The organism is Methylomonas paludis (assembly GCF_018734325.1).
Taxonomy (GTDB): domain Bacteria; phylum Pseudomonadota; class Gammaproteobacteria; order Methylococcales; family Methylomonadaceae; genus Methylomonas; species Methylomonas paludis.
This window is the reverse complement of sequence record NZ_CP073754.1, coordinates 642,756-666,183: the sequence shown is the minus strand read 5'-3', so window position 1 is coordinate 666,183 and position 23,428 is coordinate 642,756. Positions and strand designations below refer to the sequence as shown.

Genomic DNA, 23,428 nt, shown 5'->3' with positions numbered 1-23,428 from the left:
TTTAAATTCCGATACGGCTACAGATTATGGTGATCAGCGAATCGGCAATTACTATAAAAACGATGCAGGTTACCACCGCAGAGGTAGCAGCATCGCCTACCGCAGAAGCACTACGCCCACATTGCATGCCGCGCATGCAGCCGGAAAGGGCAATCAGCACACCGAACACCGCACATTTGCCGAAACCGATCAAAAAATCACTTAAACGCACTGCCGAAGCGCTACGATCCAGGTATTCCAGCAAGGAAACATCAAACAGACTGATAGTGACTAAACCACCGCCGATGATACCCATTAAATCTGCATACAGGCACAATAAGGGCATGATAAAAATCAGCGCCAACATACGCGGAATCACCAAAAAAGCCATAGGCTCCAGATTCATGGTCTTAAGGGCATCTATCTCTTCATTAACCTGCATGGTGCCAATCTGGGCGGCATATGCAGCACCCGTACGGCCGGACATAATCACTGCCGTCATCAGTCCACCCATTTCCCGAGTCATACCCAGGCTTACCAAATTGGCAACATAGATTTCCGCACCAAACAGCGAAAGTTCGTGGGCACCGACAAAAGCCAGAATCAGGCCAACCAATAGGCTAATAATGGAAATAATCGGCAAGGCTGCCGGGCCGCATTCCTGGATATACAGCCATAAATCAGTAGTGCGGAAATGAGTTTGGCCGCGCACTACCGAAGCGATACTGACCGCCATGGTTCCCATAAAAATCAGGATTTGTTTGAGATGCTGTTCAGCCTGTGTAATCGTCAGCTTGATGTAGGCTAGCCCGCCAAGCTTCCGCGCCGTTCTGCGGGCGTCGCTACGATCCGGCACCGCAGATACCAGTGTCAACAATCCTTGGATGGCCTGCGGCAGCGTCGTTTTATCAACAGTGAGATTCTGTCGAGAGGCACAATCCAGTAATTTAATCAGCTCAGTTACCAGCAAACTATCCCACTGCTGTAAACCTTCGCTGGAAAAAACCACTCGGCGTATCTGTTTATCGTTACGCATCTGGCTAAGCAATTCCGTCAATGCCGGAAGTTTAGCCACACCCAAACGCCAGTCACCGCTGATGACAATGGTCAGCAGTTGGCCCTGGCTTACTCCACTGATTTGACACGGCTGGCTGCTCATTAAGGAGAATGCACCTGAAAAAGTTTAATTTATTCTATCTTAACATTTATGAGCCGGTAGATGGGCTAGTAAACCTTATTTTTGCTAGTGACTTGGCACGATTATGCGAACTCATGAAGAGTTTGTTGCAAACTCGTTATATTTTAATGACAAAGCCTCATTTTGTGAACCAGTTCTCAGATATGTCACATTGCCTTGTTACCGTGAAAAAAGATGGAGCCTGAAACAAATACTGTGCAATTACGAATCGGGCGCCATTTATAACTCAAACAATTAATTGACTAATCTTTCGGAGCTGAACATGCAGTTTGTTAACAAATTTCCCGCCAGAACCGCTATTGCGGCGGCGATGTTGTCATTAGGCTATGCCAACGGTGCAATGGCGGATGCCTTTACCGCTGGTAACCTGATCGTTTCCCGCACTGTTTACACTGGCGACGCTTCAACCGTGACGATTGGTCAAACTCTGCCTGGCGGTGGGACTGCCATTGCTGACGGTTCTTTTCCGAATGTGTTTAAAAATGAAACACCGGATGCCTCATTCGGCGTTACTTCACCAATTTATCTGGATCAAATCACCACCAGCGGTACAGTTGTCAGCTCACTGGCACTGGACTCAAGCAAAATCAACACCAGCTTTGCTTCCAAATCCGAACTGGCTTTGAACGTATCTACTGACGGCAAATCGGTTAGTTTCATGGGTTATGCCGCCCCGGCCAACGCTTTGGACGTTTCCAATTCCAACACTGCAGCGGTAGTGGATGCCTCTAACCCGGTAAAATCGACTTCTGCCCGTGAAATTGCCAGCGTAGATTTAAGCACCGGCAATGTGTCGCTGACCCAGGTCAATGCATACAGCGGCAATAATGGCCGTGCTGCCATCCAGGCCAACGGTCAATATTATATGGTGGGTAACGCCGGCAACGGCAGCGGTAACGGTACCGTGTTAAGCCAATTAAGTGACAACACCGGCGTGCAATCCATCGCAGTCGGCAGTTCCGGCAACACCACTGCGATTGGTGCAACCCAAGGCACGTTTGGCAGCTCTACCGGCTATCAACATGGCTTCTCACTGGCGCAAGTACCTAATCCGGCTAATCCCGGCGCTAACTATGCCGCAGACAAAACCGGCAAAGACGACAATTTCCGCAGCGAGACCATATTCGACAACACCTTGTTTGTCACCAAAGGCAGCGGCAGCAATGGTGTGAATACGGTTTATCAGGTAGGCGCTACCGGCGCTCTGGCTAATGGCGGCAGTATTCCTGCAAATGCCAGCATCAGCATTCTGCCTGGTTTTAATGCTTTATCTGAAAAAGTGGCGGAAGCGCCTGCTACTCTGACCGCAACTCCACACCCATTCGGTCTGTGGTTTGCCAATTCGACTACCTTGTTTGTGGCTGATGAAGGCGATGGCGTACGTTTAGGCGTAGCCGGCAAAGTCACTACTTATGCCGGCCTGGAAGAATGGAAACTGATCAGCGGCACATGGACCGATGTCCAAACTTTTCAGAAAGGTCTGCTTGATCAGCCTGCCACAACTCCAACCGGCTTAAGCTGGCAGGTACAGGAAGACGGCCTGCGCAATATTACCGGCCAGGTTAATGCCGATGGCAGCTTTACCATTTACGGTACTACCTCTACTGTCAGTAATGAAACCACTCATGACCTGGGTGCCGATCCTAATCAAATTGTGGCTATTACCATAGCCGGCGATTCCACAGCAGCAAATACCTCTTTTAGCGTATTGGAAACTGCCGCTGCCGGCCAGCGTTTTGGTGGGGTCGCTTTGGCTCCTACCGCTGCCGCTGTGCCGGTTCCAGGCAGTGTCTGGCTGTTAGGCAGCGGCCTGCTGGGCTTATTTGGTGCTGCACGTAAACGCAAAAACGTCTAAAGCTTGGCAATCCGGATTTGCCTGCTACCAGGCAGGCAAATCCAACTCAGAACATCGGTGACTGTAAGGTGGGTACAGTCAGACATCAAATAGACAGGGGGCGATGTACTGCACCTTGTCTGCCCCACCACAATCCGCATCAAATCCCCGGGCAAATTTCCCGGCATCCTCAGGCAAATCTCGGTTTCCGCGCCGAGCCTGGCAATTTATGCTGTCGCCACCAAACACCAACCGCGACAACATTATGAGCAACTATCAATTTGACGACAAAACTATACTCTGGCAAACATTGGGCAGTTTTGAACATTTTCAATATTCTATTCTGGACATTGATGAAAATCACAATACCATTGATGTTATTTTCAAATTTGCGGCCCATCAGCAGATTGTGCTGCACCGCCACAAAGCCCTGAATAAAATGCTTGTGATCCAGGGCGAGCATCGTTTGTATACGACAGACGGTCAACTCAAGGAAATCCGGCCTACCGGCCGTTATACTTCCAGCCCAGCCAGCGAGGAGCCGCATCGGGAAGGCGGCGGTAATATAGATGCGATTGTGCTGTTCAGCATACGCAGTGAGGATGAGCTGTTATACGAAATTCTGGACGATGACTTGCAGATTATCGCCACACTGACCAAAACTGACTTGGCCAATCTTTATCAGGCCCAGCTTAACGCTTTAATGCCCGCATAATTACAAACTTGTCATTGCCGGCCAGCACCTGACAATTGCCGTACAATTTTTTCAGGCTGGCCGGATAATTGAGATGGCGGTTACCGATGACGCGCAACTCACCCCCCGGACGCAACACCCGATAGGCCTGTTTGAACATTTGCCAGGCGATGTGATCACCGATGGTATGCTGCTGATGGAATGGCGGATTGCAAATAATACAATCCGCGGCAGCCGGCGCAAAACTGCTTAGGCAGTCATCCAACACAAAATCGGCGGTTCTTTCCGCAAGTGCTGCCGTAAAATTTTGCCGGGCGCTGGCCAGCGCCATATAGGACTCATCCACAAAAGTCAGCCTGGCCTGGGGCTGCTTTGCCGCCAGCATCAAGCCGATCACGCCATTACCGCAACCCAGATCGATGAAATCATGGTAATCAGGATTATTGGGCAAATGCTGAAGTAAAAAGCGGCTGCCGATATCCAGGCTATCACGCGAAAATACGTTGGCGTGGTTGTAAATCCGGTAAGCGCTGTTTTCAAGTATGTAGCTGGACGGATAGGGGTTATCCGGCAGCGGGATAGCCGGGTCAAGCTGGGCAAAAATTAAACGGGCTTTTTTTACTGCCAAGGAAGTGGTGGTGGGGCCGATCAGCCGCTCAAGCAGTTTCCAGACCGATGCCGGCAGGTTTTTCACCATACCAGCGACAATAACTTTACTATCTGGTCTTAACAGCGGTCGCAGACATAACAATTGATATTCCAGCAAGGCCAGGGTTTTCGGCACTTTGATCAAAAGATAATCAATTTCGCCCGCTGGTGTTTCCAAACTACTTAACAAAGTCAATTGCTCTGCTGCCAGACCATTTAAAACCAGATTGTGGCGGCTGGATTGTTGGGAAAGATAAGAGTCTGAGCTGGCTAGCGGCGAATAATCATGCAGCGCCACACCTAATGCACCAAAGCTATCGTTTAAAATAACGATGGACGTATTCAGCGGCGGTGCTGCGCCAGCCAGATGCTCCAGCAAATAACAGTCGGCAGCATCCCAGGCTTGCAGCAACTCGAGTTTACGCAACGGCAAGCGCTGCAATTGATAACTGCCTTGCGGTACTTCTAAACAGGTTTCCATGGTTTCTCGTCGCTATTCACCATAAAGAAAATCGCAGCACGGGTTTTCGGCACCGCGTGGCAGCATCCTGGCTAGGCTTTATGGTTTTTCAAATCAATTAAGCACAGATTGACCGATGTGCTGTGAGTTAAGTTCAAGTACTGCACCAGAGCACACTAGGCTAAGCGTTTCAAAGCGCCAGGCAGCGACAATTTGTCACGCGGCAATTTGCCTCATTTTCCTGATCCCAGGCTTATTCTATAATCAGTACCGACTCAAGTACCTGAACCACACCTCCAGGTAAGCGAGTTATTTCCTTCCTCGTTAAATGCGGTCTCCTCCCCTCGGTGACCGCATTTTTTTTGCGTTTTACAAATGCTCTGCAAACAAACGGCGGAAATTGGCAGTGCTTAATGCCGCTACTTCGGCCACGCTAATACCCCGCAACTCGGCAATGGCTTCCGCTACATAACGCACATATACCGGATAATTGGGTTTGCCACGAAATGGCGTGGGAGCCAGATACGGGGAATCGGTTTCTATCAAAAACCGGTCAGCCGGGACTTTTTGGGCAACTTCCTTGATGGCATGGGCATTTTTAAATGTCACTATGCCGGAAAACGAGATATAAAAATTCAACTCCAACGCTTTTTCGGCATAGGCCCAGTCTTCGGTAAAACAGTGAATAATACCACCAACCCGATCAGCCCCGTGGGCTGCCAGCACTTGCAATGAATCCTGACCGGCATCACGGGTATGAATAATCAGCGGCTTGCGTAACGTTTTGGCAACTTCTATATGATTGATAAAACGCTGATGTTGCCAAGCCAAATCCCCTTGATTATGAAAATAATCCAATCCGGTTTCACCGATGGCAATCACTTTAGAATCAGCGGCCAGCGCCAGTAAATCGGCCTGACTGGGCTCCTGACCATCAGTAACAGTAGGATGCACACCCACCGACAGGGAAATCTGCGGATAAGCCGCCACCAGTTCGTGCATAGCCGGATAGCGTTCCAGGTCAATACTGATGCAGAGCATGTGCTCAATTTGCTGATGGCCGGCATCCTGGACAAATAAATCGAAATCATTCTGATAGCGGCTTAGGTCGATGCGGTCGAGATGGCAATGAGAGTCAATAAACATAGCGGCGAGTGGTGTTTAATAAGGTAACATCGGCAAAGGCCGGGATAGCCAAGCCCATATAATTAAGCTTATCTAGGCATGCAAGTCGTTTTGGCGAATTCAGCCGTGCAATTGCCGCCAGTCTATCAATAACTGTTCGGCTTGCAATTGCCGGTTTAACTGAGTCGGCAGCAAGGCCTTGCTGCGCAATACCCTGTCATAATGCGCATATACCGCTGGCAAATCAAGCCTTGCGGCCAGGCTTTGCAATTCCGCAGCAAAATCCGGATTGGCTATATCGGCGCCATGCCTGAGCTTGACAATATCAGCCAGCCAGACACTCAGCCAGGCCAGAATCAAATCCAGAGTCTGGGTATCATATTTATGCCATTGTTCAGCCAGTTGGACTAAATTGGCTTTGCCCTGACCAACCTGCAGCCAGCCGGTAAAGGTATCACGGCGTAATTGCAAAATATTTTGTTCGGCATAAACCTTGGCTAACAAGGGCGCACCTTGAGCAAGCTTCAGCAATTGGCCGCTATCTGCATTGACACCTTGCCCAGCCAGCCAGTCCATAGCCAATTGCGGATCTGGACATTGAACCTGCAGTTTTTGACAGCGACTACGCACTGTGGCTGGTAATAAGCCCGGTTGATCACTGATCAACAAAAAACAGCTGCGTTCCGGCGGTTCTTCCAGACATTTCAAAAAGGCATTAGCGGCAGCACTGTTCAGCCTATCGGCGGGAGCAATAATCACGGTACGATAACCGGCATACTGCGGAGTTAAAGCCAGTTTGGCAATCAACTGGCGAATCTTATCCACCCCAATAACCTTGCCTTCCGCATCGGGTTCCAGACTCAGATAATCCGAATGGGTTTGCGCCTGCAGCAATTCGCAGGCCGGACAGACACCACATGGCAGGTCTTGCTGCGGAGCCTGACACAGCAACAGACGAGCAAAAACCTCTGCCAGCTGACGTTTACCGACACCCGCAGGACCAGAAAACAACAAGGCCTGCGGAATGCGCTGCTGATGCCGATAGGCTTGCAAATGTTGCCAATCGGCCTGCTGCCAGGGATAAATTTGGGAAAACGACTGAGTCATACCCGGATTATAACATGGGCCGACTGTTTACCTGATTCAAGCCAAGGCAAGAAAGAGTTGGATTTGCGCTGATTGAATTTTAGGCGGGTATATGGCGCATGTGACTCCCCAATACCATTTCATTCAGAGTATTTAGGCAATAAAGATGCTAAAGCTACCCTGATTTGTTGCTGTACTTCCGGCAATGACCGGCAGGCCTGGATGATTCTAAAACGCTCAGCATGCTGGGCAGCACGGAGCAGATAAGCCTGTCTGACCCGCTGGAAAAACGCCAGTTCTTCCAATTCAAACCTGTCCAGTTCACCACGCACTTGAGCACGCTGTAAACCGGTTTCCACCGGGGCATCCAGCAACAGCGTCAAATCTGGAACCAAGCCGTTCAGCACGGTGTTTTCCAGCCAGGCTATCGTGTGCTGATCCAATTGCCGACCACCGCCCTGATAGGCATAAGTGGCATCGATAAAGCGATCGCACAATACCCATTGACCGCACTGCAAAGCCGGTAAAATCACATGCTGGATATGCTGGGCGCGGGCCGCAAATACCAGTAATAACTCAGCCTGATCGGTCAACGTTTCCTCGGTGTGCTCCAGCAGCAATTGGCGGATTTTTTCCGCCAACGGTGTTCCACCAGGCTCACGGGTTACCAGCAAATCTATACCCTGTTGTTCCAGCAATTCCCGGATAAACAGCAAATTGGTGGATTTACCCACGCCCTCGCCGCCTTCCAGACTAATAAAACGGCCCCGCTTCATCGTTGGTAACGATCCACGTATTTTTCATGTTCGGCCAAGGTACTGGAAAACATGTGACGACCATCGCCTCTGGCAACAAAATACAGGCTTTCGCTGTTATTGTCGGGGTGCAGGGCCGCGACTATGGCCTCTTTGCCGGGCATGGCGATGGGAGTGGGCGGCAGGCCTTCAATGATATAGGTATTATACGGCGTAGGCTGGCGCAAATCTTTCAGGCGGATATCGCCGTGATATTCATCGCCCATGCCGTAAATTACGGTAGGGTCGGTTTGCAGCAACATACCTTTTTTCAGGCGGCGGGTAAACACCCCGGCTATCTGTTTGCGTTCTTCACGGGCAGCGGTTTCTTTTTCCACAATCGAGGCCAGAATCAGGGCTTGATAAGGATTTTCCAAAGGGATGGCCTGATCGCGCTTTTCCCACTCCGTGGCCAGCACCTGCTGCATTTTATCGTGGGCGCGTTTCAGCAATTCCACATCACTGGTATTTTTTTCAAAGAAATAAGTATCCGGAAAAAACAAACCTTCCGGATAGTTTTTATCAGAACCGATGGCCGCCATGACCACATGCAGATTTTCATCGCTAATGGTATGTTGCAGATTTGGGTTATTTTTAATGGCTTGAAATACCTGCTTAAACGCCCAGCCTTCCGGAAAAGTAATGGCATATTGACGGGTTTTACCGTCGGCAAATAATTGCAGAATATCGGCGGCAGTTGCACCTTTTTTGAGCTGATATTCTCCAGCTTTCATCAAATGACCCAGATGATGCCGGTAAGCAAACAGTTTAAACCACAGCGGATGAATATCAATATGCTGGGCTTGCAACTGGCGGGTAATGGAATCTAATGAATCGCCTTTTTTAATTTCAAAAACAGTATCGGCGGTAATCAGCGATTTTTTTAAAATCAGCTGATTGTGCATACTGCCCCAGACCAGCAGCAAGCCCACCACCATCAAGATGGTAAACGCCACAATGCTTCTGCCCATGCTCAGGCTGCGGGGTGACATAAGGCTTTGAACTGGTTTTGCAAAACACGGGTAACAGCACCCACCGGGAAAGACTGCTGCTCAAGTTGCCGTACCGGCCAAATGCCGATCACGGAATTGGTCAGGAAAATTTCATCAGCCTGGAATAATGCCTGGGGCGGCAATACCGTTTCCAGCACCGGTATGTGTTGTTGAGCGGCCAAGTTCATCACAATTTCTCTGATAATACCGGCAACTCCACAGTTGGTCAGAGCCGGGGTGCACAGTGTACCCTGTTTCAGCACAAATAGATTGCTCATGGTGCCCTCGACCACTGCTCCGCTATTATCCAGCATCAAGCCTTCCTGAATAGCCTCATCCTGCCACTCGGCCCTGGCTAGAATTTGTTCCAACCGATTCAGGTGTTTAACGCCCGCCAGTGCGGCAGTTCCAGACACCCGCTGCTGACAAAGCCGCACCACCACGCCGTGTTGCTGATAATCAGCCGGATAATTTGGATAAGGATATAGACCCAGAACACGGGTAGTGGAAATGACACCTGGCTGACGATAGCCTCGGCCACCGCTGCCACGAGTAATGATGATTTTCACTACCCCCTGTTCAGCCTGGGCCGCCAATTGTTGGGCCTCGGCAGCCAGCAGCTGTAAATCAGGCTCCGGCAACAGCAATTTTGCACAGCCCAAAGCCAAACGCTTTAAATGTTGTTGCAGAAATTGTAGCCGGCCCTGGCTGACGGCCAGGGTTTCAAACAAACCATCGCCGTACTGAAAACCCCGATCAGCCGCATCGACAGTCTGCCTGCGCTCGCCGTTAATTAAAAACATCGGGCCGGCAGGCTGTGGAAAGCCGCTCTATACGTAACGTTTGAATACCAACGTACCGTTGGTACCGCCAAACCCGAATGAATTGGAGATAGCAATATCCATCTTCATATCTCGGGCGATATTCGGTACATAATCCAGATCACATCCCTCACTCGGATTGTCCAGATTAATGGTAGGCGGAGCAATTTGGTGCTGCAGCGATAAAGCGCTGAACACAGCCTCAATTCCGCCGGCTGCACCTAACAGGTGACCGATCATGGATTTGGTGGAGCTAATCGCCAATTTATAAGCATGTGCACCAAAAGCCAATTTCATGGCATAGGTTTCGCCCAAATCGCCGGCCGGGGTTGAAGTACCGTGGGCATTGATGTAATCCACATCTTCCGGATTGAGATGGGCATCCCGCAAGGCATTTCGGATGCAACGCGCCGCGCCTTCACCACCAGGAGCCGGTGAGGTGATATGGTAAGCGTCACCGCTCATGCCATAACCCACGACTTCTGCGTAGATTTTTGCACCACGGGCTTTGGCATGTTCCAGTTCTTCCAAAACCACCACACCGGCACCATCGCTTAACACAAAACCATCGCGGTCTTTATCCCAAGGCCGACTGGCAGCCTGAGGATCGCTATTACGTCTGGACAGAGCCTTAGCCGCAGCAAAGCCGCCCATCGCAGTCGGCGAAGTGGTGCAGCGCTCGGCACCGCCGGCTACCATGACATCTGCATCGCCGTATTTGATTAAACGCGCAGCATCGCCAATATTATGGGTACCGGTCGCGCAAGCCGTAACGATGGCAAAATTGGGGCCTTTCAATCCATATTTAATGGATAGATTACCGGAAATCATATTTATGATATTACCGGGTACAAAGAATGGCGAAATTTTCCGCGCACCACCATTGGTAAAGGTGGCATGGCATTCTTCAATACCGGTGACACCACCGATGCCGGCACCAATCGCCACACCAATACGCTCGGCGTTCTGTTCAGTCACTTCAATACCGGAGTCTTCAAAAGCCTGGCAGCCGGCGGCAATACCATAATGCATGAAGCCATCCATACGTTTGGCATCTTTTTCGGCGATATAGTCGCCAATATTAAAATTTCTGATGACACCGCCAAACGTTGTGGCAAAACTGGAAATATCAAAAGAATCAATGGAACTAATACCACTTCTGCCGTTGATTATCCCATCCCAGGTATCGGCTACATTATTGGCCAAGGGCGTAACAGCCCCTAAGCCGGTTATTACAACTCGACGTGTGCTCACAGCGAACTACCGTTAAAAAATGAAGACTAGCATGAAAACTAACCGGAGGGGAATACAGGCAGGCCGACGGAGGGCTCCGCCGACCCCTTGATCGGCTTATTGCAAATTGGCGTTGATATAATCAATAGCCAGTTGCACCGTGGTGATTTTCTCGGCTTCTTCATCTGGAATTTCACATTCAAATTCTTCTTCCAGCGCCATGACGAGTTCGACTGTGTCTAAAGAATCAGCACCAAGATCGTCAACAAAAGACGCATCGTTTGCGATTTCTTCCTTCACGCCTAGTTGCTCTCCGACAATCTTTTTTACTCGTTCTTCGATATTACTCATAATTTTTTTTCCTCGAACAATACGAAAGCTTAACTACAGCTATCGCCTTATCTTTAGTTTGTGTTGTGTTGATTAATGTGGAATCTCGTCATCGGCCTAGCCCATGGACTTGAATGATTATACTTGAAGTTCTGAAAAATTCACAACATTCGCCATATTACTATCAATTCGAGCAAATCCCAAGTGTAGACTTAAGGCCGAATCAGCACTCATCAGCTGGCAAGCCATCGAAGTTGTCATCCCCTTAGCTTAAGGCCAAATCCACAGAAAAACAGACTCCCCAAGGGCTGCATCTCAGACTCTGCCTGCATCCTAAAGCACCAGCGCTAAGATACGGCTTTTAAGCTGAGGTTTTTAATAATTTCTTCCAGCGGCACCAGATTAAGCTTGATTCTAAACAAGATGGCATTGCCGGCGATAAGCCCATAACATTCGTAAGTCCTTAGCTGAATATTGGTGTGATTCAGCGTATTTTCTCTAGACTCAGGCAGTTGCTTAACCAATATATGCAGTTTGTCATTATTTTTCAATCGCTTCACCAGCGACCTGTCTACCGAAATATCCTGCGAGGTGTACACCATGGGATTACGTTTAAAATCATGATGTTCGAGTTGAGCTTTTTCCAATAATGCCCCGGAGGTCAAACAGCAAGGAAATAATTCCGGATAATCGGCAACTTGCGACAGTTCATCAAAATAATCCGACTGCTCGGCCAGTGAACCGGATAAAAAGTTTTTGACATTGCCATTATTCAGCCATTTGCGCTTTAGAAAAAAATCGGTGCCAGGCACCAGGGTTTTATCAGGCAGCGCCCCCAGATCCGGCAAACCGCTGAGATCGGTATTGCCAAGAAACAGCGGGGTTTTAGTTTCTTTTTTATAACCCAGCAATACGGTTTTACCGGCAGATTTGATGGCAATCCGATTGGTTAAAGTCAGTTCCGGAATAGTGGTAATCAGAGTTTTTTTGACTTCCAGATTAAATTCCTGGCGTGGCCGCAAGGCATTGATAAAGGTAATCTGGTAGTTACTGAAATAGAGCTGATTTTCGGCAATAATCTGATCTTCGTGTTGCGACTCACGATATAGCCGCATTTGGTATTCGATCAGGGTATTAAGCTGGAAGCCCAGCACAATAGGGCCTTTGAACGGATTATGGGTAATTTGTAACCATTTATGTTTATCATGAAACAAATTGAAATCATCGGAAGCATTACGCGCCACTTCGATATGAATCTGGTCAAATACAAATGACTGATTTTTCATAAATAGAGTCATAGGCTCCTTGCCAAAAAATTTTCATAAGCAGCAAAGACATGCTGTTAAGTTTACAAAATAACCCCGAAACCGGGGTTATTAGGCGATAAAAACCGAAGTAGTTTAAGCGCAGCGAATAGCACAATACCCGACATGGCCGGGTATTGTCACCTGGCCGGTTAAGCTACCGTATCGGCCAAAGCCTGATAGCTGTCAATCTGATTGAAATTCAGATAGCGATAGGTATCGGCACTGCTGGCATCCAGCACACCAACATACTGTTTATATTCGTCCACAGTGGGGATTCTACCCAATAAAGAGCAAACCGCCGCGAGTTCTGCCGAAGACAGATAGACATTGGCACCATTGCCCAGCCGGTTAGGGAAGTTGCGGGTTGAGGTAGACACGACAGTCGCGCCCTCTGCCACCCTGGCCTGATTACCCATGCACAGTGAACAACCCGGCATTTCTGTTCTGGCCCCTACTTTGCCGAAAGTACCATAATAACCTTCTTCTATCAGTTGATCCTGATCCATTTTGGTGGGTGGCGCAACCCATAAGCGGGTCGGCAAATTGGCGGATTTTTCCAGCAATTTACCAGCGGCGCGGAAATGGCCGATATTGGTCATACAGGAACCGATAAACACTTCGTCGATCTTGGTACCAGCCACGGCCGACAACGGCTTGATATCATCCGGGTCGTTAGGGCAGGCCAGCAAAGGTTCGGTAATCTGATCCAGATCGATTTCGATGATTTCCGCATATTCGGCATCGGCATCGGCTTCCAGCAATACCGGACTGGCCAGCCAGTCTTGCATGGCATTAATCCGACGCTGTAAGGTACGGGCATCGCCATAGCCTTCCGCTATCATCCATTTCAGCAGGGTAATATTGGAATTAAGGTATTCGCGAATCGGCGCTTCGTTCAAACGGATGGTACAACCACCGGCTGAACGTTCTGCCGAAGCATCTGACAATTCAAAAGCCTGCTCAACTTTTAAATCCGGCAGACCTTCTATTTCCAGAATACGACCTGAGAATACATTTTTCTTGCCTTCTTTGGCGACAGTTAATAAACCGCGCTGAATGGCAGCATACGGAATCGCGTTAACCAGATCGCGCAAGGTAATACCAGGCTGCATGGTACCGGTGAAACGCACCAGCACCGATTCCGGCATATCCAGCGGCATGACACCAGTGGCCGCGGCGAACGCCACCAGACCGGAACCAGCCGGAAAGGAAATCCCGATCGGGAAACGGGTATGCGAATCGCCGCCGGTGCCGACGGTGTCGGGTAACAACATGCGATTCAGCCAGGAATGGATAACACCATCGCCGGGACGCAAGGATACCCCGCCGCGAGTTCTGATAAAGTCCGGCAGACTGTGCTGCATGGCAATATCGACCGGTTTTGGATAGGCGGCAGTATGACAAAATGACTGCATGACCAGATCAGCGGAGAAACCCAGGCAGGCCAGGTCTTTGAGTTCGTCGCGGGTCATCGGGCCGGTGGTGTCCTGGGAACCGACGGTAGTCATGTGCGGCTCGCAATAACTGCCGGGGCGAACCCCAACTACACCACAAGCTTTGCCGACCATTTTCTGGGCCAGAGTATAACCTTTGCTGCTTTCGGCACTGCTGCCCAGACGTTTGAATACTTGCGAAGCCGGCAATCCCAGTACTTGTCTGGCCCGGTCGGTCAAGCCCCGACCTATGATTAATGGAATGCGGCCACCGGCACGTACTTCGTCGGGCAATACTTCGGTTTTAAGCTGGAAGCGGCTGATTTCCGCGCCGCTGGCATGATCGTTAATCACGCCTTCAAAGGGATAAATATCAATGACATCACCCATTTTCAGGCCGGTGACATCCACTTCGATGGGCAGCGCACCGGAATCTTCCATCGTGTTAAAAAAGATAGGCGCGATCTTGCCGCCGATACAGACACCACCGCCGCGTTTATTGGGAATATGCGGAATATCATCGCCCATATACCATAACACTGAGTTAGTGGCGGATTTACGCGAGGAACCGGTACCGACTACATCCCCCACATAAGCCACCGGAAAACCTTTGGCTTTTAAATCAGTTATTTGTTGTTCGGCGTTGCTAATGCCTTCGCGCGGATTTTTGAGCATGGCTTTGGCGTGCAGCGGAATATCCGGGCGCGACCAGGCGTCCTGAGCCGGAGATAAATCATCGGTATTGGTTTCGCCGCTGACTTTGAATACAGTAACGGTAAGTTTTTCCGGCAACGGCGCTCTTTGCAGAAACCATTCGGCATCGGCCCAGGATTGCAACACCAGTTTGGCGTTGGCATTACCGGCGGCAGCCTTTTCCTGCACATCGTGAAAAGCGTCGAAAATCAGCAAAGTGCCGGACAAAGCTTTGGCGGCTGTAGCGCCCAGCGCAGGGCTATCCAGCAGCTCAATCAGCGGGGCGACATTGTAACCGCCTAACATGGTACCTAACAGCTCGGTCGCCTGTTCTGGAGTTAATAAAGGTGATACTGCTTCGCCTTTAGCAACTGCCGTTAAAAACCCGGCTTTGACATAGGCGGCTTCATCAACTCCAGCTGGAACTCTGTCACTCAGCAGCTCCAACAGAAACTCCTCTTCACCTGTTGGGGGCTGTTTGAGCAATTCAACCAGAGCGGCAACTTGTGCAGCATCAAGTGGTTTAGGGGCCACACCTTCGGCGGCGCGTTCGGCTACATGTTTTCGGTATTCTACAAGCATGGTTTTTCCTGTGTCTGAGAAGTCTGTAGGCAGCGGCAGGCTGAGTTGCACCGCATTGCGCGGTTCTGTTTACCGTATTGTAACGCCATCACAGCGGCTTGCAATGGGCGTTGTCATTTATCTGCACTATAGCCAACACCCCAACACCAGCCTGACTAAAAAAACCAAGCAAAACACTAAGGAAATCGGGAATTTATTGATATTTAGTCAAGTAAAACAAGCAAACCATTCCGGGCAGCCATCAGACCACCCGGACCCCAAAACCACCGATTCCAACTTAGAACCAGTCGGAATCACCACCACTGTCGTCACCAAAACCACTGTCATCGCTAAAGCCGCTATCGTCGCTGACCAGGTTATTGCCAAAATCACTGTTATCGGCCAATTGCGGATTGGCATCATCGCCATAGTAATTATTGATGACGGTTTGCTCGCTGATGGTTTCGCCAAACGGCTGCTGACCAAAGCCACCTGCCCCGCCAAAACCGCCGCCGCCATAATTATGGTGGCCCATCAGGCCTTCTATACCCTGAAACAAAAATGACCCGGCTACCACACCGGCTGCAGTGGTGGCGACATTGCCCAGAAAGCTGGAGCCACCACCGCCGAACAGTCCGCCACCGGCTGCAGGTGCTGCAGCCGGGGCTGGTTGCGGCGCATAACGGGGTTGCTGATAAGCGCCCACGCCGGGTACCGGGGCCGCGGACGGCTGCGCCCAAGGGTCACTGCCCAGAAAACCGGCTTGACTGCTTTGCGCTTGCTTTTGCAGATCGTCGATGCGAGCTTTGGCATTATTTAAAGCCTGTTCCAGCAACAATACCCGCTGTACCAATAAATAAGCAGCATCGGGCTGGTGGGCCACGGCTTGTTGAATCAGGTTGTCGGCTTCACTGTCTTTATTGCTTAATTTAAATTCCACCAATGGCTTCAGCAAATGCGTGAGTTGTTCGCGTTCCTGTGTGTTCATAGCTGTTTTAACTCCAAAGTCTGATTAAAGATGGCCCGGTAGGTCATCATGGCAGTTTTGACGCTGTTAGCGCCAAAAAATTCCCATTAATATCATGGTGGCGTTTAAAAAATATTCAATGGCGGCTGTTTGGCGCCAGTTTCGGTAATTAGCACGGCCTGGCCGACGACCAGTTCGCCCAGACCATCATGCAGGACATTCTGACCAAAATAGACTTTATGCTGCCACTGCCTTAGCCTGGCTAGGGTAGTGAGAGGCTCTTTGCCGGTTTGACCGGTGTAAGGGTCTATAGTCGGTACCTGACAGCGCGAACAGGGTTTAGGCAACCGAAAGTTAATGCCGTTGATGCTGATACGCCGCCAACTGTCTTCGGCATAAGCTTCGCACTCAGCCACTACCAGATTGGGACGAAAGCGAATCATTTCCAAGTCCTGACCAACAGCTGCACTCAGGGAGTGCAGCGAGTTTTCTGATACCAGCAAAAACGGAAAGCCATCCGAAAAAGCGGTTTCATCACTGCTGAGAGCATAATTGGGATCGACCGGGCGAATGCTGTGTTCCGGCAAATACACCAGCCGGCAGGGATAATCCAGCACCCGGCTCAGCCATTGGTCGGCAGCGCCGCTGATAGTGTGAGCCAGGCAGTTATCCTTCCAGATTTGCACCGGCAGGGCTGGCGCATTGCGGTCTTCATCCAGCGCCAGACTGAAATCAACGGCCCCGTTGGCGCTGAGAATTAATTGCCCGGCGCTGATGCGGGTGCTGATCAGAGCCATTCTGGGCAGGCGGCGCTGGCTTAAGAACTGGCCTTCCGCATCCACCAGCATCCATTTACGATCATAACGCAAACCGGTCTTATCTACCGGCCAGGCATCCACCTGAAAACCGGCCAGGGATTTGACCGGGTAAACATGAATTTGACTGAGTATGGGCATAATTATTGTGTGGTGAAGCGGCTGATTTCAAACGGCCTGTAAATTCAAAAATTGCTGGAAAGCTTGGAAATCCTTGTCTGAGTGCAATCACAATAAGCCGTTTTCAATACAATAACAGGATATTAGTGCGCATAACCTTACTCATGGCTATGCAATGATAAAATTCTACACCAACAAACCTGCCGATTCAGCAAATTCTGATTTGGCTGATAGTCGCCAGGTAATGGGGTAAAATCCCGCTTTAATTTTTGAGCTGAGCATTATGAATTTCACCCAATTTGCCGGCCTGTCAGCCCTGCTGGGCCTGTTATGCCTAGCCGCCCCAGGCATGGCCGCCACCAAAACCGTGACTAAGCCTGCAACCAAACCGGTAACTACGCCCGCGGCCACACCAGTAGCAAAACAAGTAGTCCAAATGGTGTACTTCACCCAGGAACAAGCCCCGCCGGTAGCGCTGTCCAATCTGGATGCATTTATTGCCGATCTGGGTGTGGCAGGTGCAGAACTGGCTATCTCTGACAACAATACCACCGGCCAGTTTACCGGTCAGCAATATGAATTAAAAAAAGTGGTGGTGCCGTTAAACAGTGACGTGCTGCAGGTGTTTAATCAGCAGGTCGGCGCAGAACCCGGCCTGATACTGGTGAATCTGCCCGCCGAGCAATTGCTGAAACTGGCCGATGCCCCGGCCAGCGCCCAAAAACTGCTGTTTGACACCGCCACCAGCGACGATGCATTACGCAATGAGCAATGCCGGCATCAAGTACTGCATTTATTGCCCAGCCGCGCCATGCGCGCCGATGCGCTAGCCCAGTACATGCTCAAAAAACGCTGGCAGAAATGGTTTCTGGTGATAGGCCAAACCCCTGCCGATCAGTTATACGCCCAGGCCGTGAAACGCGCCGCCAAACGCTTTGGCATGAAACTGGTAGCGGAAAAAACCTGGACTAATGACTTTGGCTCACATCGCAGCGATCAGGCCGATGTGCCGGAATTTACCCAAGGCGTGGATTACGATGTATTGGTGGTAGCTGACGAACAAGGTCAGTTCGGCGAATATCTGGATTACCGCACCTGGATACCGCGTCCGGTGATCGGCACCCAGGGTCTGATTGCCACCGCTTGGCACCCTACCCATGAACAATGGGGCGCAGTGCAGTTGCAAAACCGCTTCAAGGCTTTGACCGGACGCTGGATGAGCGAAGTGGAATACGGATCCTATCTGGCGGTACGCGCTATCGGCGAGGCCAGTGTGCGCACCAAGTCCAATCAGGTGGACGTGCTGAAAAACTATCTGTTTTCTCCTGCGTTTGCCTTGCAGGGTTATAAAGGGGTACCCATGTCGTTCCGTAGCTGGGATGGGCAATTGCGCCAACCCGTGCTGCTGGCTGCGGCGCGGGAAATGGTGGCCATAGCGCCGCTGGATGGCTTTTTGCACCCCAAAACAGAGCTGGATACCTTGGGGTATGATCAGGGGGAGAGTGGGTGTCGATGAGATTCGGCAGTTTTTGCTGGTACGGTTTGGTTAATTTAGTGGCAGCTGATTGGTTTAGATTCGGCCGCCCTATAACCTGAGTGTTGCGCCTTATAACGTTAGGGCGTCCTAACCCGATGAGCCGCGCGAAACATCACGACAGATGGGCCTCGTGCCTCTGGAGGAGCCTATGTATGAGGTAACGTGCTATGAAAAAGCAGAAATCAGCAATACTTGCAACGGCATAAGCTCTACACAATACCGGGTCTTGAATAAAAGTACCATGCGCGAGTTTGATCAATTGTTCCTGCAACCAACACACACTGAATTCAGAATAAATTCAGCAGCTTAGGAAAATATCACATATTAGCCAAGCCGTATTTGCTGCTATGTCAAATACCGCATCTACATAGTTCAAAAATGGAAATCAGGCGCAAGGCATCCTTCCGAGACAGAGCGCTAAAACTATTACATATACTCAAGTACTCAAGGAAAAAGGACTGCAAATCGCCTACTGATTTTGTTTTGGCATCATGGACACAGAATCAATTGGATAAGCTCAGACTTGAACTAGCCATTTTATACTTCAAATTCTGATTCGCTGTACACGACAAAACGCAAAACTTAAATTCTGAGAGCCACTTTCCCAGACCTACTTCGGTCAAAATCGGCAAACACAGAATCCAGAATCCAGAATCCAGAATCCAGAATCGAAGTGTATCGTCAGCAGATTTAACCGCTTTCAATAAAAAGCTATTAAGTTAGTTTGTCGCGTTATACATTGGACAAGCTACATTCCTGGCGGCCATGTTTCTTGATGTTTTCACAGACGCCAACATTGCCGGACAAATATGCCCGTTCTGATCCGCTGATTTACCGAGCTTAAACATTCTTTGAGTTTTGAACACTACCGCCCAAGTGTGAATAATTGGCTCAGCTTTCGGAAAACAATCTGGGAAATAGTATATCAAGCGATTGACTACTAAAGCGCAAGGACACAGGCCCTTTTGGGGTTTGGGAATTGACGATGCCATCTTGAATCAAGTCGGCCAATACCATCCTGGCGCTACGTTCTTTTAAACCGGTTACCCGTTCTGCTTCACCACGCGGCATTTCGCCCTGCAATAGAATTCTATGCAGAATCAAAAACGCCTCTGGGCGCATGCCTTGCTTTTCGGTATAGGCGTTTAAGCGACCGGCTAACTGTTCAAATTCAAATAATTCGACCATGAATTTTACCTGATCAATACAGACACGCAGGAACCAGCGGACAAATTCTGTCAGCGATTTTTGCGATAAATTACCCCGACCATCCAGATCACCTTGCCTGGGGGTATCGGCATAATCCATCATCTGTTTGTATTCCTGACGGCTTGTCAGGCCATGGGCGAGACCTCGGGAGATTGACCATAAGCCGAAAGCGCCTATGCCCGCCTTTAGCCCCATGGCGTGACTCATTAATCGACTGACTCTACCATTACCATCCGGAAACGGGTGAATAAAAGCCAATCGATGATGCGCAGCAGCCATAGCCAGAATACGCCCGCCTTTGCCAATTTTGCCAAAGCAATAACGTTGCTCAAAATACCGCATGAAATCTGCGACAAATTCACTACCGGGCGGTAAATGCCGCCCTACCGCAACATCATGTTCTTTTAGTGACCGGAAAATACCGGGTATCATTTTAAAAGCTTGATGACCATTATTGATGTTAAGCATCTCATCAGTTGCATCTCTGTAAAATTCACTGTGTAGCCATTGCAAAAAATCCACTGATGCCGGCTCAGGTAGCTCGCCTTTTACATGCATTTCATCAATCAGATTTTGGACCCTAATCGGCCAAGCTGGCGGCAGCATGGATATGCAGCCGCGTACCCAGTTGTTCTGTCAACCCTGTCAACTCCGCGATTAAATCAACAATATCAAGCGGCGGATTATCCAGCAAACAGGGCTCGATACTATAAGGTGTTTCAGAAATGAAAGACATGCCGATCTTGATGCCGATCATCTATTTAAAAATAAGCATCTGATTTTAAAAAACATTTCAATCAATTTGCTGCTTGATCGTGCCGATTTAGATTTCGTATTGCTGCATTGAGACGGGATACTTTAAATACTCCCAGCTTTTGAAAAACTGGTTGGTGATTTAGCGGGGGCATATTCAAGACGAATCAACATTCAGCATCGTTTGGTAGGCTGCCCTCTAGCGAACTCGCCCTCCCCATCTACACTTCTACAACTCAATTGATGCATAGCCATTAGCCATGACAGCTAATGGTATGGCTTTAATTTTCCCGGCATGACCGGCAGAACCAAAGGCCTGATAGCGTTCCTGACACAAAGCCTGCATGGCATCCCGGGCAGCCTGATAGATTTTGCGGGCGTCCAGATCGGCAGCGTTGGCCGGTTCGGCAATGTAACGGCGGATAGCGCCGGTGGAGGCCATGCGCAAGTCGGTATCGATATTCACTTTGCGGACACCGTATTTAATCCCTGCGACAATTTCAGCCACCGGTACACCATAGGTTTCTGGAATATCGCCGCCATATTCATTAATGATTTTCAGCCATTCCTGCGGCACGGAGCTGGAGCCGTGCATAACAAAATGGGTGTTGGGCAGACGTTGTTGCAGGGTTTTCAGGCGATTGATCACCAGCACCTCGCCAGTAGGTGGTTTACTGAATTTATATGCGCCATGACTGGTACCGATAGCAACGGCCAAAGCGTCTATCTGGGTTTGTTTGACAAACTCGACCGCCTCATCCGGATCGGTTAATAACTGACTGTGATCAGCCGATGCCAGGGTTTCCAGTGCGCCCAGACAACCAATCTCCCCTTCCACGGATACGCCACAGGCGTGGGCCATGTTGACTACAGTGCGGGTAACCCGGACGTTGTATTCAAAGGAGGCCGGGGTTTTCATGTCTGCCAACAGGGAGCCGTCCATCATCACCGAGCTGAAACCAGATTGAATGGCCTGAGCACAAATGCTGGGCGTTGGCGCATGATCGCGATGCATAACCACGGGAATATGTGGGTATTGCTCCACCGCCGCCTGAATCAAATGGCGTAAAAATATTTCACCGGCATATTTATTGGCGCCGGCCGAGCCTTGCATGATGACCGGACTATCGCAGGCTGCTGCGGCCTGCATGATGGCCTGAACTTGCTCCATATTACTGACATTGAAGGCGGGGACGGCAAAATTATGCTCGGCGGCATAATCCAGAAGTTGTCGCAATGAAATTAAGGCCATGATTTATCAGATTCTATTTTGGGTTATATCTCATCATCAGGCGCAGGGCCATTAGCTGAATGAGACAAGGGAAGCGACTTGATTTTCCAGTAATTGCCACCATACTCTTTAAGTGTAATACTTTTGCTATATTAAACTTACTGGAGAACTGTCATGAGTAACTTAAAGCCGTTTGTTAGTCATAATCTGTTTGACGAATTGTTGCGGGATGTCAATCCCGGCTATTTTATCAAGCCACTACATGGTGAGCCACTGCCTAATCAAATTAAGGTGGATGTCAAAGAAAATCCCAATGAATTTATCGTGGAAGCTGAAATTCCAGGTGCAGGCAAAGATAATATCCAGATCGATATTGAGGGCAAGCTAGTGACGGTACGCGCCCAAATCAGCCAGGTTGACATGAGCATAAAGAAGAAAAATTGCTGCGTACCGAACGTTACTATGGTGAAGTATCGCGCAGTTTCCAGCTTCCGGTCGATCTGGATGAAGCTGCCAGCAACGCCCGTTACGATAACGGCGTACTGACTTTAACCTTGGCTAAAAAACAGAAAATCAGCGGCCAACGCTTAACTATTGAATAAGCGCCTGATGATCGGCGGCCGGCTTAGTGCCATAATCCGCCGATCTGCCAGCGGGGTGCGCGCTTGGACAGCTGCGCTTCGGGAGCGAACGGCATATCAGCCACTGACAAGATGTGTTGGGAGGTGTTGCTTTGGGCATATTGCTGCAAACGACTGATGCGTTCTTGGGTGGGCGGATGACTACGTAACCACGAGGGCTGAGGATTACCCCACCCTGGCAACAAAACGGCCAGCCAGGAACGGCTTACTGTTTCGATTCTTACCAAGGCATAAGCCAGACCGATTGGGTCGCCGGTCAATGCAGCCGCCTTAAGATCGGCATTGTATTCCCGCACCCGTGAGCCCCAGTTGGGCGAGGATGGCCAAATGAGGCGAGAAGATCAGTATCAATAGCGCAACCAGATTAAATTGAACCTGGACGCCCTTGATGAATAAAAGCGGCAGCGACAGTACCACCATTAATTGCCCGACCAGCGAAAACAGATTGGTCAGACGGCTAACGTAATCTGCCAAACCCAGCACCTTTAAGTCGCCATGAACAATGTGGGCAATTTCGTGACCCAACACCCCAACTAATTCACGCTGACTTAATTGGCTGAGCAAACCATAGCTTAAGGCTATGGCGGAGTGTTTACGATTGCCAACCGCAAAGGCATTAATCACATTGCTGGGCACCAGATATAACACCGGCGCATTGGGCAGCGCCGCCCGTTCAGAGAGGGTTTGGACGATATGCCATAAAGTAGGTGCTTCGGTAGGGTAAATCCGCTGGGCACGGTAAAGCTGCAGAGTTAAGCGCCAAGCGGCAATCGGCTCGAATAACAGCACAAAAACAACCCCGCCGGCCGCTAACCAAAAGCCCAATTCACCCAGCAACAGACTGCCGGTTAAGCCACCAATACCTAACAGCAGCAGGACTAACAGACCGGTTTGTAATTGATTGGCCCAATGATGACGATGAAGTATAGATTGAGATTTCATGTTTTACCTGCCGTCCCGGCATTAC

At 49.8% G+C, this 23,428-nt stretch carries 22 protein-coding genes and 1 pseudogene; 5 read left to right on the top strand and 18 right to left on the bottom strand.

From position 1 onward, the window contains the following. Position 1 precedes the first annotated feature (1 nt). Positions 2-1,138 carry an MlaE family ABC transporter permease gene (locus tag KEF85_RS03135; RefSeq protein ID WP_215583273.1) on the bottom strand — a complete coding sequence of 379 codons (1,137 nt, stop codon included), beginning with the start codon at positions 1,136-1,138 and terminating at the stop codon, positions 2-4. Positions 1,139-1,439: 301 nt separating this feature from the next. Between KEF85_RS03135 and KEF85_RS03130 the strand changes: the two genes are divergently transcribed. After that, positions 1,440-3,032, top strand: a complete 1,593-nt coding sequence (locus tag KEF85_RS03130; protein ID WP_215583272.1) for a PEP-CTERM sorting domain-containing protein — start codon at positions 1,440-1,442, stop codon at positions 3,030-3,032. A 244-nt stretch (positions 3,033-3,276) separates the two neighbouring features. Further along, positions 3,277-3,726, top strand: coding sequence for a regulator (locus tag KEF85_RS03125; RefSeq protein ID WP_215583271.1), 450 nt, complete (start codon positions 3,277-3,279; stop codon positions 3,724-3,726). Here KEF85_RS03125 and KEF85_RS03120 read toward each other — a convergent pair. From KEF85_RS03120 to KEF85_RS03065, 12 genes are all read right to left on the bottom strand, one after another. Further along, positions 3,704-4,834, bottom strand: coding sequence for a methyltransferase (locus KEF85_RS03120; RefSeq protein ID WP_215583270.1), 1,131 nt, complete (start codon positions 4,832-4,834; stop codon positions 3,704-3,706). The genes KEF85_RS03125 and KEF85_RS03120 overlap by 23 nt on opposite strands. 348 nt (positions 4,835-5,182) lie before the next feature. Then, entirely contained in the window at positions 5,183-5,959 is a 777-nt protein-coding gene (locus tag KEF85_RS03115) for a TatD family hydrolase (protein ID WP_215583269.1), read from the bottom strand. Positions 5,960-6,058: 99 nt separating this feature from the next. Beyond that, positions 6,059-7,045, bottom strand: coding sequence for a DNA polymerase III subunit delta' (locus KEF85_RS03110; RefSeq protein WP_215583268.1), 987 nt, complete (start codon positions 7,043-7,045; stop codon positions 6,059-6,061). A 119-nt stretch (positions 7,046-7,164) separates the two neighbouring features. Next, positions 7,165-7,800: a dTMP kinase gene (tmk, locus tag KEF85_RS03105; RefSeq protein WP_215583267.1), complete on the bottom strand. Its 636-nt coding sequence runs from the start codon at positions 7,798-7,800 to the stop codon at positions 7,165-7,167. Next, entirely contained in the window at positions 7,797-8,789 is a 993-nt protein-coding gene (gene mltG / locus KEF85_RS03100) for an endolytic transglycosylase MltG (RefSeq protein ID WP_215583266.1), read from the bottom strand. The genes tmk and mltG overlap by 4 nt, the downstream gene beginning before the upstream one ends. A gap of 2 nt (positions 8,790-8,791) precedes the next feature. Then, complete coding sequence (gene pabC, locus KEF85_RS03095; RefSeq protein ID WP_215583265.1) at positions 8,792-9,613, bottom strand: aminodeoxychorismate lyase; 822 nt, start codon at positions 9,611-9,613, stop codon at positions 8,792-8,794. A gap of 27 nt (positions 9,614-9,640) precedes the next feature. Beyond that, on the bottom strand, positions 9,641-10,885 hold the full coding sequence (fabF, locus tag KEF85_RS03090) for a beta-ketoacyl-ACP synthase II (RefSeq protein WP_215583264.1): 1,245 nt from the start codon (positions 10,883-10,885) through the stop codon (positions 9,641-9,643). 96 nt (positions 10,886-10,981) lie between these two features. After that, the gene (gene acpP / locus KEF85_RS03085) at positions 10,982-11,215 is read right to left on the bottom strand and encodes an acyl carrier protein (RefSeq protein ID WP_215583263.1); all 234 of its coding nucleotides are present in this window, start codon (positions 11,213-11,215) and stop codon (positions 10,982-10,984) included. Between the two features lie 326 nt (positions 11,216-11,541). Next, the gene (locus KEF85_RS03080) at positions 11,542-12,480 is read right to left on the bottom strand and encodes a hypothetical protein (RefSeq protein WP_215583262.1); all 939 of its coding nucleotides are present in this window, start codon (positions 12,478-12,480) and stop codon (positions 11,542-11,544) included. Positions 12,481-12,650: 170 nt separating this feature from the next. Further along, entirely contained in the window at positions 12,651-15,209 is a 2,559-nt protein-coding gene (acnB, locus tag KEF85_RS03075) for a bifunctional aconitate hydratase 2/2-methylisocitrate dehydratase (RefSeq protein WP_215583261.1), read from the bottom strand. A 277-nt stretch (positions 15,210-15,486) separates the two neighbouring features. Continuing rightward, complete coding sequence (locus KEF85_RS03070; protein WP_215583260.1) at positions 15,487-16,176, bottom strand: DUF2076 domain-containing protein; 690 nt, start codon at positions 16,174-16,176, stop codon at positions 15,487-15,489. Between the two features lie 104 nt (positions 16,177-16,280). Beyond that, positions 16,281-17,111, bottom strand: coding sequence for an MOSC domain-containing protein (locus KEF85_RS03065; protein WP_215583259.1), 831 nt, complete (start codon positions 17,109-17,111; stop codon positions 16,281-16,283). Between the two features lie 262 nt (positions 17,112-17,373). On the opposite strand from KEF85_RS03065, the gene KEF85_RS03060 reads away from it, so the two are divergent. Next, positions 17,374-18,606 carry an ABC transporter substrate-binding protein gene (locus KEF85_RS03060; RefSeq protein ID WP_425515588.1) on the top strand — a complete coding sequence of 411 codons (1,233 nt, stop codon included), beginning with the start codon at positions 17,374-17,376 and terminating at the stop codon, positions 18,604-18,606. A 912-nt stretch (positions 18,607-19,518) separates the two neighbouring features. On the opposite strand, the gene KEF85_RS03055 is transcribed toward KEF85_RS03060, so the two are convergent. From KEF85_RS03055 to fba, 3 genes are all read right to left on the bottom strand, one after another. Further along, positions 19,519-20,394 (bottom strand): Fic family protein, encoded by an 876-nt coding sequence (locus KEF85_RS03055; protein ID WP_215583258.1) that lies wholly within the window; start codon positions 20,392-20,394, stop codon positions 19,519-19,521. Positions 20,395-20,416: 22 nt separating this feature from the next. Then, entirely contained in the window at positions 20,417-20,572 is a 156-nt protein-coding gene (locus KEF85_RS03050) for a hypothetical protein (RefSeq protein WP_215583257.1), read from the bottom strand. Between the two features lie 246 nt (positions 20,573-20,818). Beyond that, the gene (gene fba, locus KEF85_RS03040; protein WP_215583256.1) at positions 20,819-21,841 is read right to left on the bottom strand and encodes a class II fructose-bisphosphate aldolase; all 1,023 of its coding nucleotides are present in this window, start codon (positions 21,839-21,841) and stop codon (positions 20,819-20,821) included. A 153-nt stretch (positions 21,842-21,994) separates the two neighbouring features. On the opposite strand from fba, the pseudogene KEF85_RS17030 reads away from it, so the two are divergent. Together KEF85_RS17030 and KEF85_RS16875 are read left to right on the top strand one after the other, a co-directional pair. After that, positions 21,995-22,177, top strand: a pseudogene (locus KEF85_RS17030) (Hsp20/alpha crystallin family protein); the annotation flags it as partial. Positions 22,178-22,260: 83 nt separating this feature from the next. Beyond that, positions 22,261-22,422: an Hsp20/alpha crystallin family protein gene (locus KEF85_RS16875; RefSeq protein WP_281413672.1), complete on the top strand. Its 162-nt coding sequence runs from the start codon at positions 22,261-22,263 to the stop codon at positions 22,420-22,422. A gap of 23 nt (positions 22,423-22,445) precedes the next feature. Here the strand turns inward: KEF85_RS16875 and KEF85_RS17025 are convergent, their stop codons facing one another. Both KEF85_RS17025 and KEF85_RS03030 read right to left on the bottom strand, forming a co-directional pair. Next, complete coding sequence (locus KEF85_RS17025) at positions 22,446-22,757, bottom strand: M48 family metalloprotease (protein WP_425515587.1); 312 nt, start codon at positions 22,755-22,757, stop codon at positions 22,446-22,448. Then, complete coding sequence (locus tag KEF85_RS03030) at positions 22,732-23,403, bottom strand: zinc metalloprotease HtpX (protein ID WP_425515586.1); 672 nt, start codon at positions 23,401-23,403, stop codon at positions 22,732-22,734. The genes KEF85_RS17025 and KEF85_RS03030 overlap by 26 nt, the downstream gene beginning before the upstream one ends. Positions 23,404-23,428 lie beyond the last annotated feature (25 nt).

Bases quoted from the DNA above. Each gene is read 5' to 3' on its own strand.
- KEF85_RS03135 (WP_215583273.1), bottom strand. From the start codon at position 1,138: ATGAGCAGCCAGCCGTGTCAAATCAGTGGAGTAAGCCAGGGCCAACTG.
- KEF85_RS03130 (WP_215583272.1), top strand. From the start codon at position 1,440: ATGCAGTTTGTTAACAAATTTCCCGCCAGAACCGCTATTGCGGCGGCG.
- KEF85_RS03125 (WP_215583271.1), top strand. From the start codon at position 3,277: ATGAGCAACTATCAATTTGACGACAAAACTATACTCTGGCAAACATTG.
- KEF85_RS03120 (WP_215583270.1), bottom strand. From the start codon at position 4,834: ATGGAAACCTGTTTAGAAGTACCGCAAGGCAGTTATCAATTGCAGCGC.
- KEF85_RS03115 (WP_215583269.1), bottom strand. From the start codon at position 5,959: ATGTTTATTGACTCTCATTGCCATCTCGACCGCATCGACCTAAGCCGC.
- KEF85_RS03110 (WP_215583268.1), bottom strand. From the start codon at position 7,045: ATGACTCAGTCGTTTTCCCAAATTTATCCCTGGCAGCAGGCCGATTGG.
- tmk (WP_215583267.1), bottom strand. From the start codon at position 7,800: ATGAAGCGGGGCCGTTTTATTAGTCTGGAAGGCGGCGAGGGCGTGGGT.
- mltG (WP_215583266.1), bottom strand. From the start codon at position 8,789: ATGGGCAGAAGCATTGTGGCGTTTACCATCTTGATGGTGGTGGGCTTG.
- pabC (WP_215583265.1), bottom strand. From the start codon at position 9,613: ATGTTTTTAATTAACGGCGAGCGCAGGCAGACTGTCGATGCGGCTGAT.
- acpP (WP_215583263.1), bottom strand. From the start codon at position 11,215: ATGAGTAATATCGAAGAACGAGTAAAAAAGATTGTCGGAGAGCAACTA.
- KEF85_RS03080 (WP_215583262.1), bottom strand. From the start codon at position 12,480: ATGAAAAATCAGTCATTTGTATTTGACCAGATTCATATCGAAGTGGCG.
- acnB (WP_215583261.1), bottom strand. From the start codon at position 15,209: ATGCTTGTAGAATACCGAAAACATGTAGCCGAACGCGCCGCCGAAGGT.
- KEF85_RS03070 (WP_215583260.1), bottom strand. From the start codon at position 16,176: ATGAACACACAGGAACGCGAACAACTCACGCATTTGCTGAAGCCATTG.
- KEF85_RS03065 (WP_215583259.1), bottom strand. From the start codon at position 17,111: ATGCCCATACTCAGTCAAATTCATGTTTACCCGGTCAAATCCCTGGCC.
- KEF85_RS03060 (WP_425515588.1), top strand. From the start codon at position 17,374: ATGAATTTCACCCAATTTGCCGGCCTGTCAGCCCTGCTGGGCCTGTTA.
- KEF85_RS03055 (WP_215583258.1), bottom strand. From the start codon at position 20,394: ATGCATGTAAAAGGCGAGCTACCTGAGCCGGCATCAGTGGATTTTTTG.
- KEF85_RS03050 (WP_215583257.1), bottom strand. From the start codon at position 20,572: ATGTCTTTCATTTCTGAAACACCTTATAGTATCGAGCCCTGTTTGCTG.
- fba (WP_215583256.1), bottom strand. From the start codon at position 21,841: ATGGCCTTAATTTCATTGCGACAACTTCTGGATTATGCCGCCGAGCAT.
- KEF85_RS03030 (WP_425515586.1), bottom strand. From the start codon at position 23,403: ATGAAATCTCAATCTATACTTCATCGTCATCATTGGGCCAATCAATTA.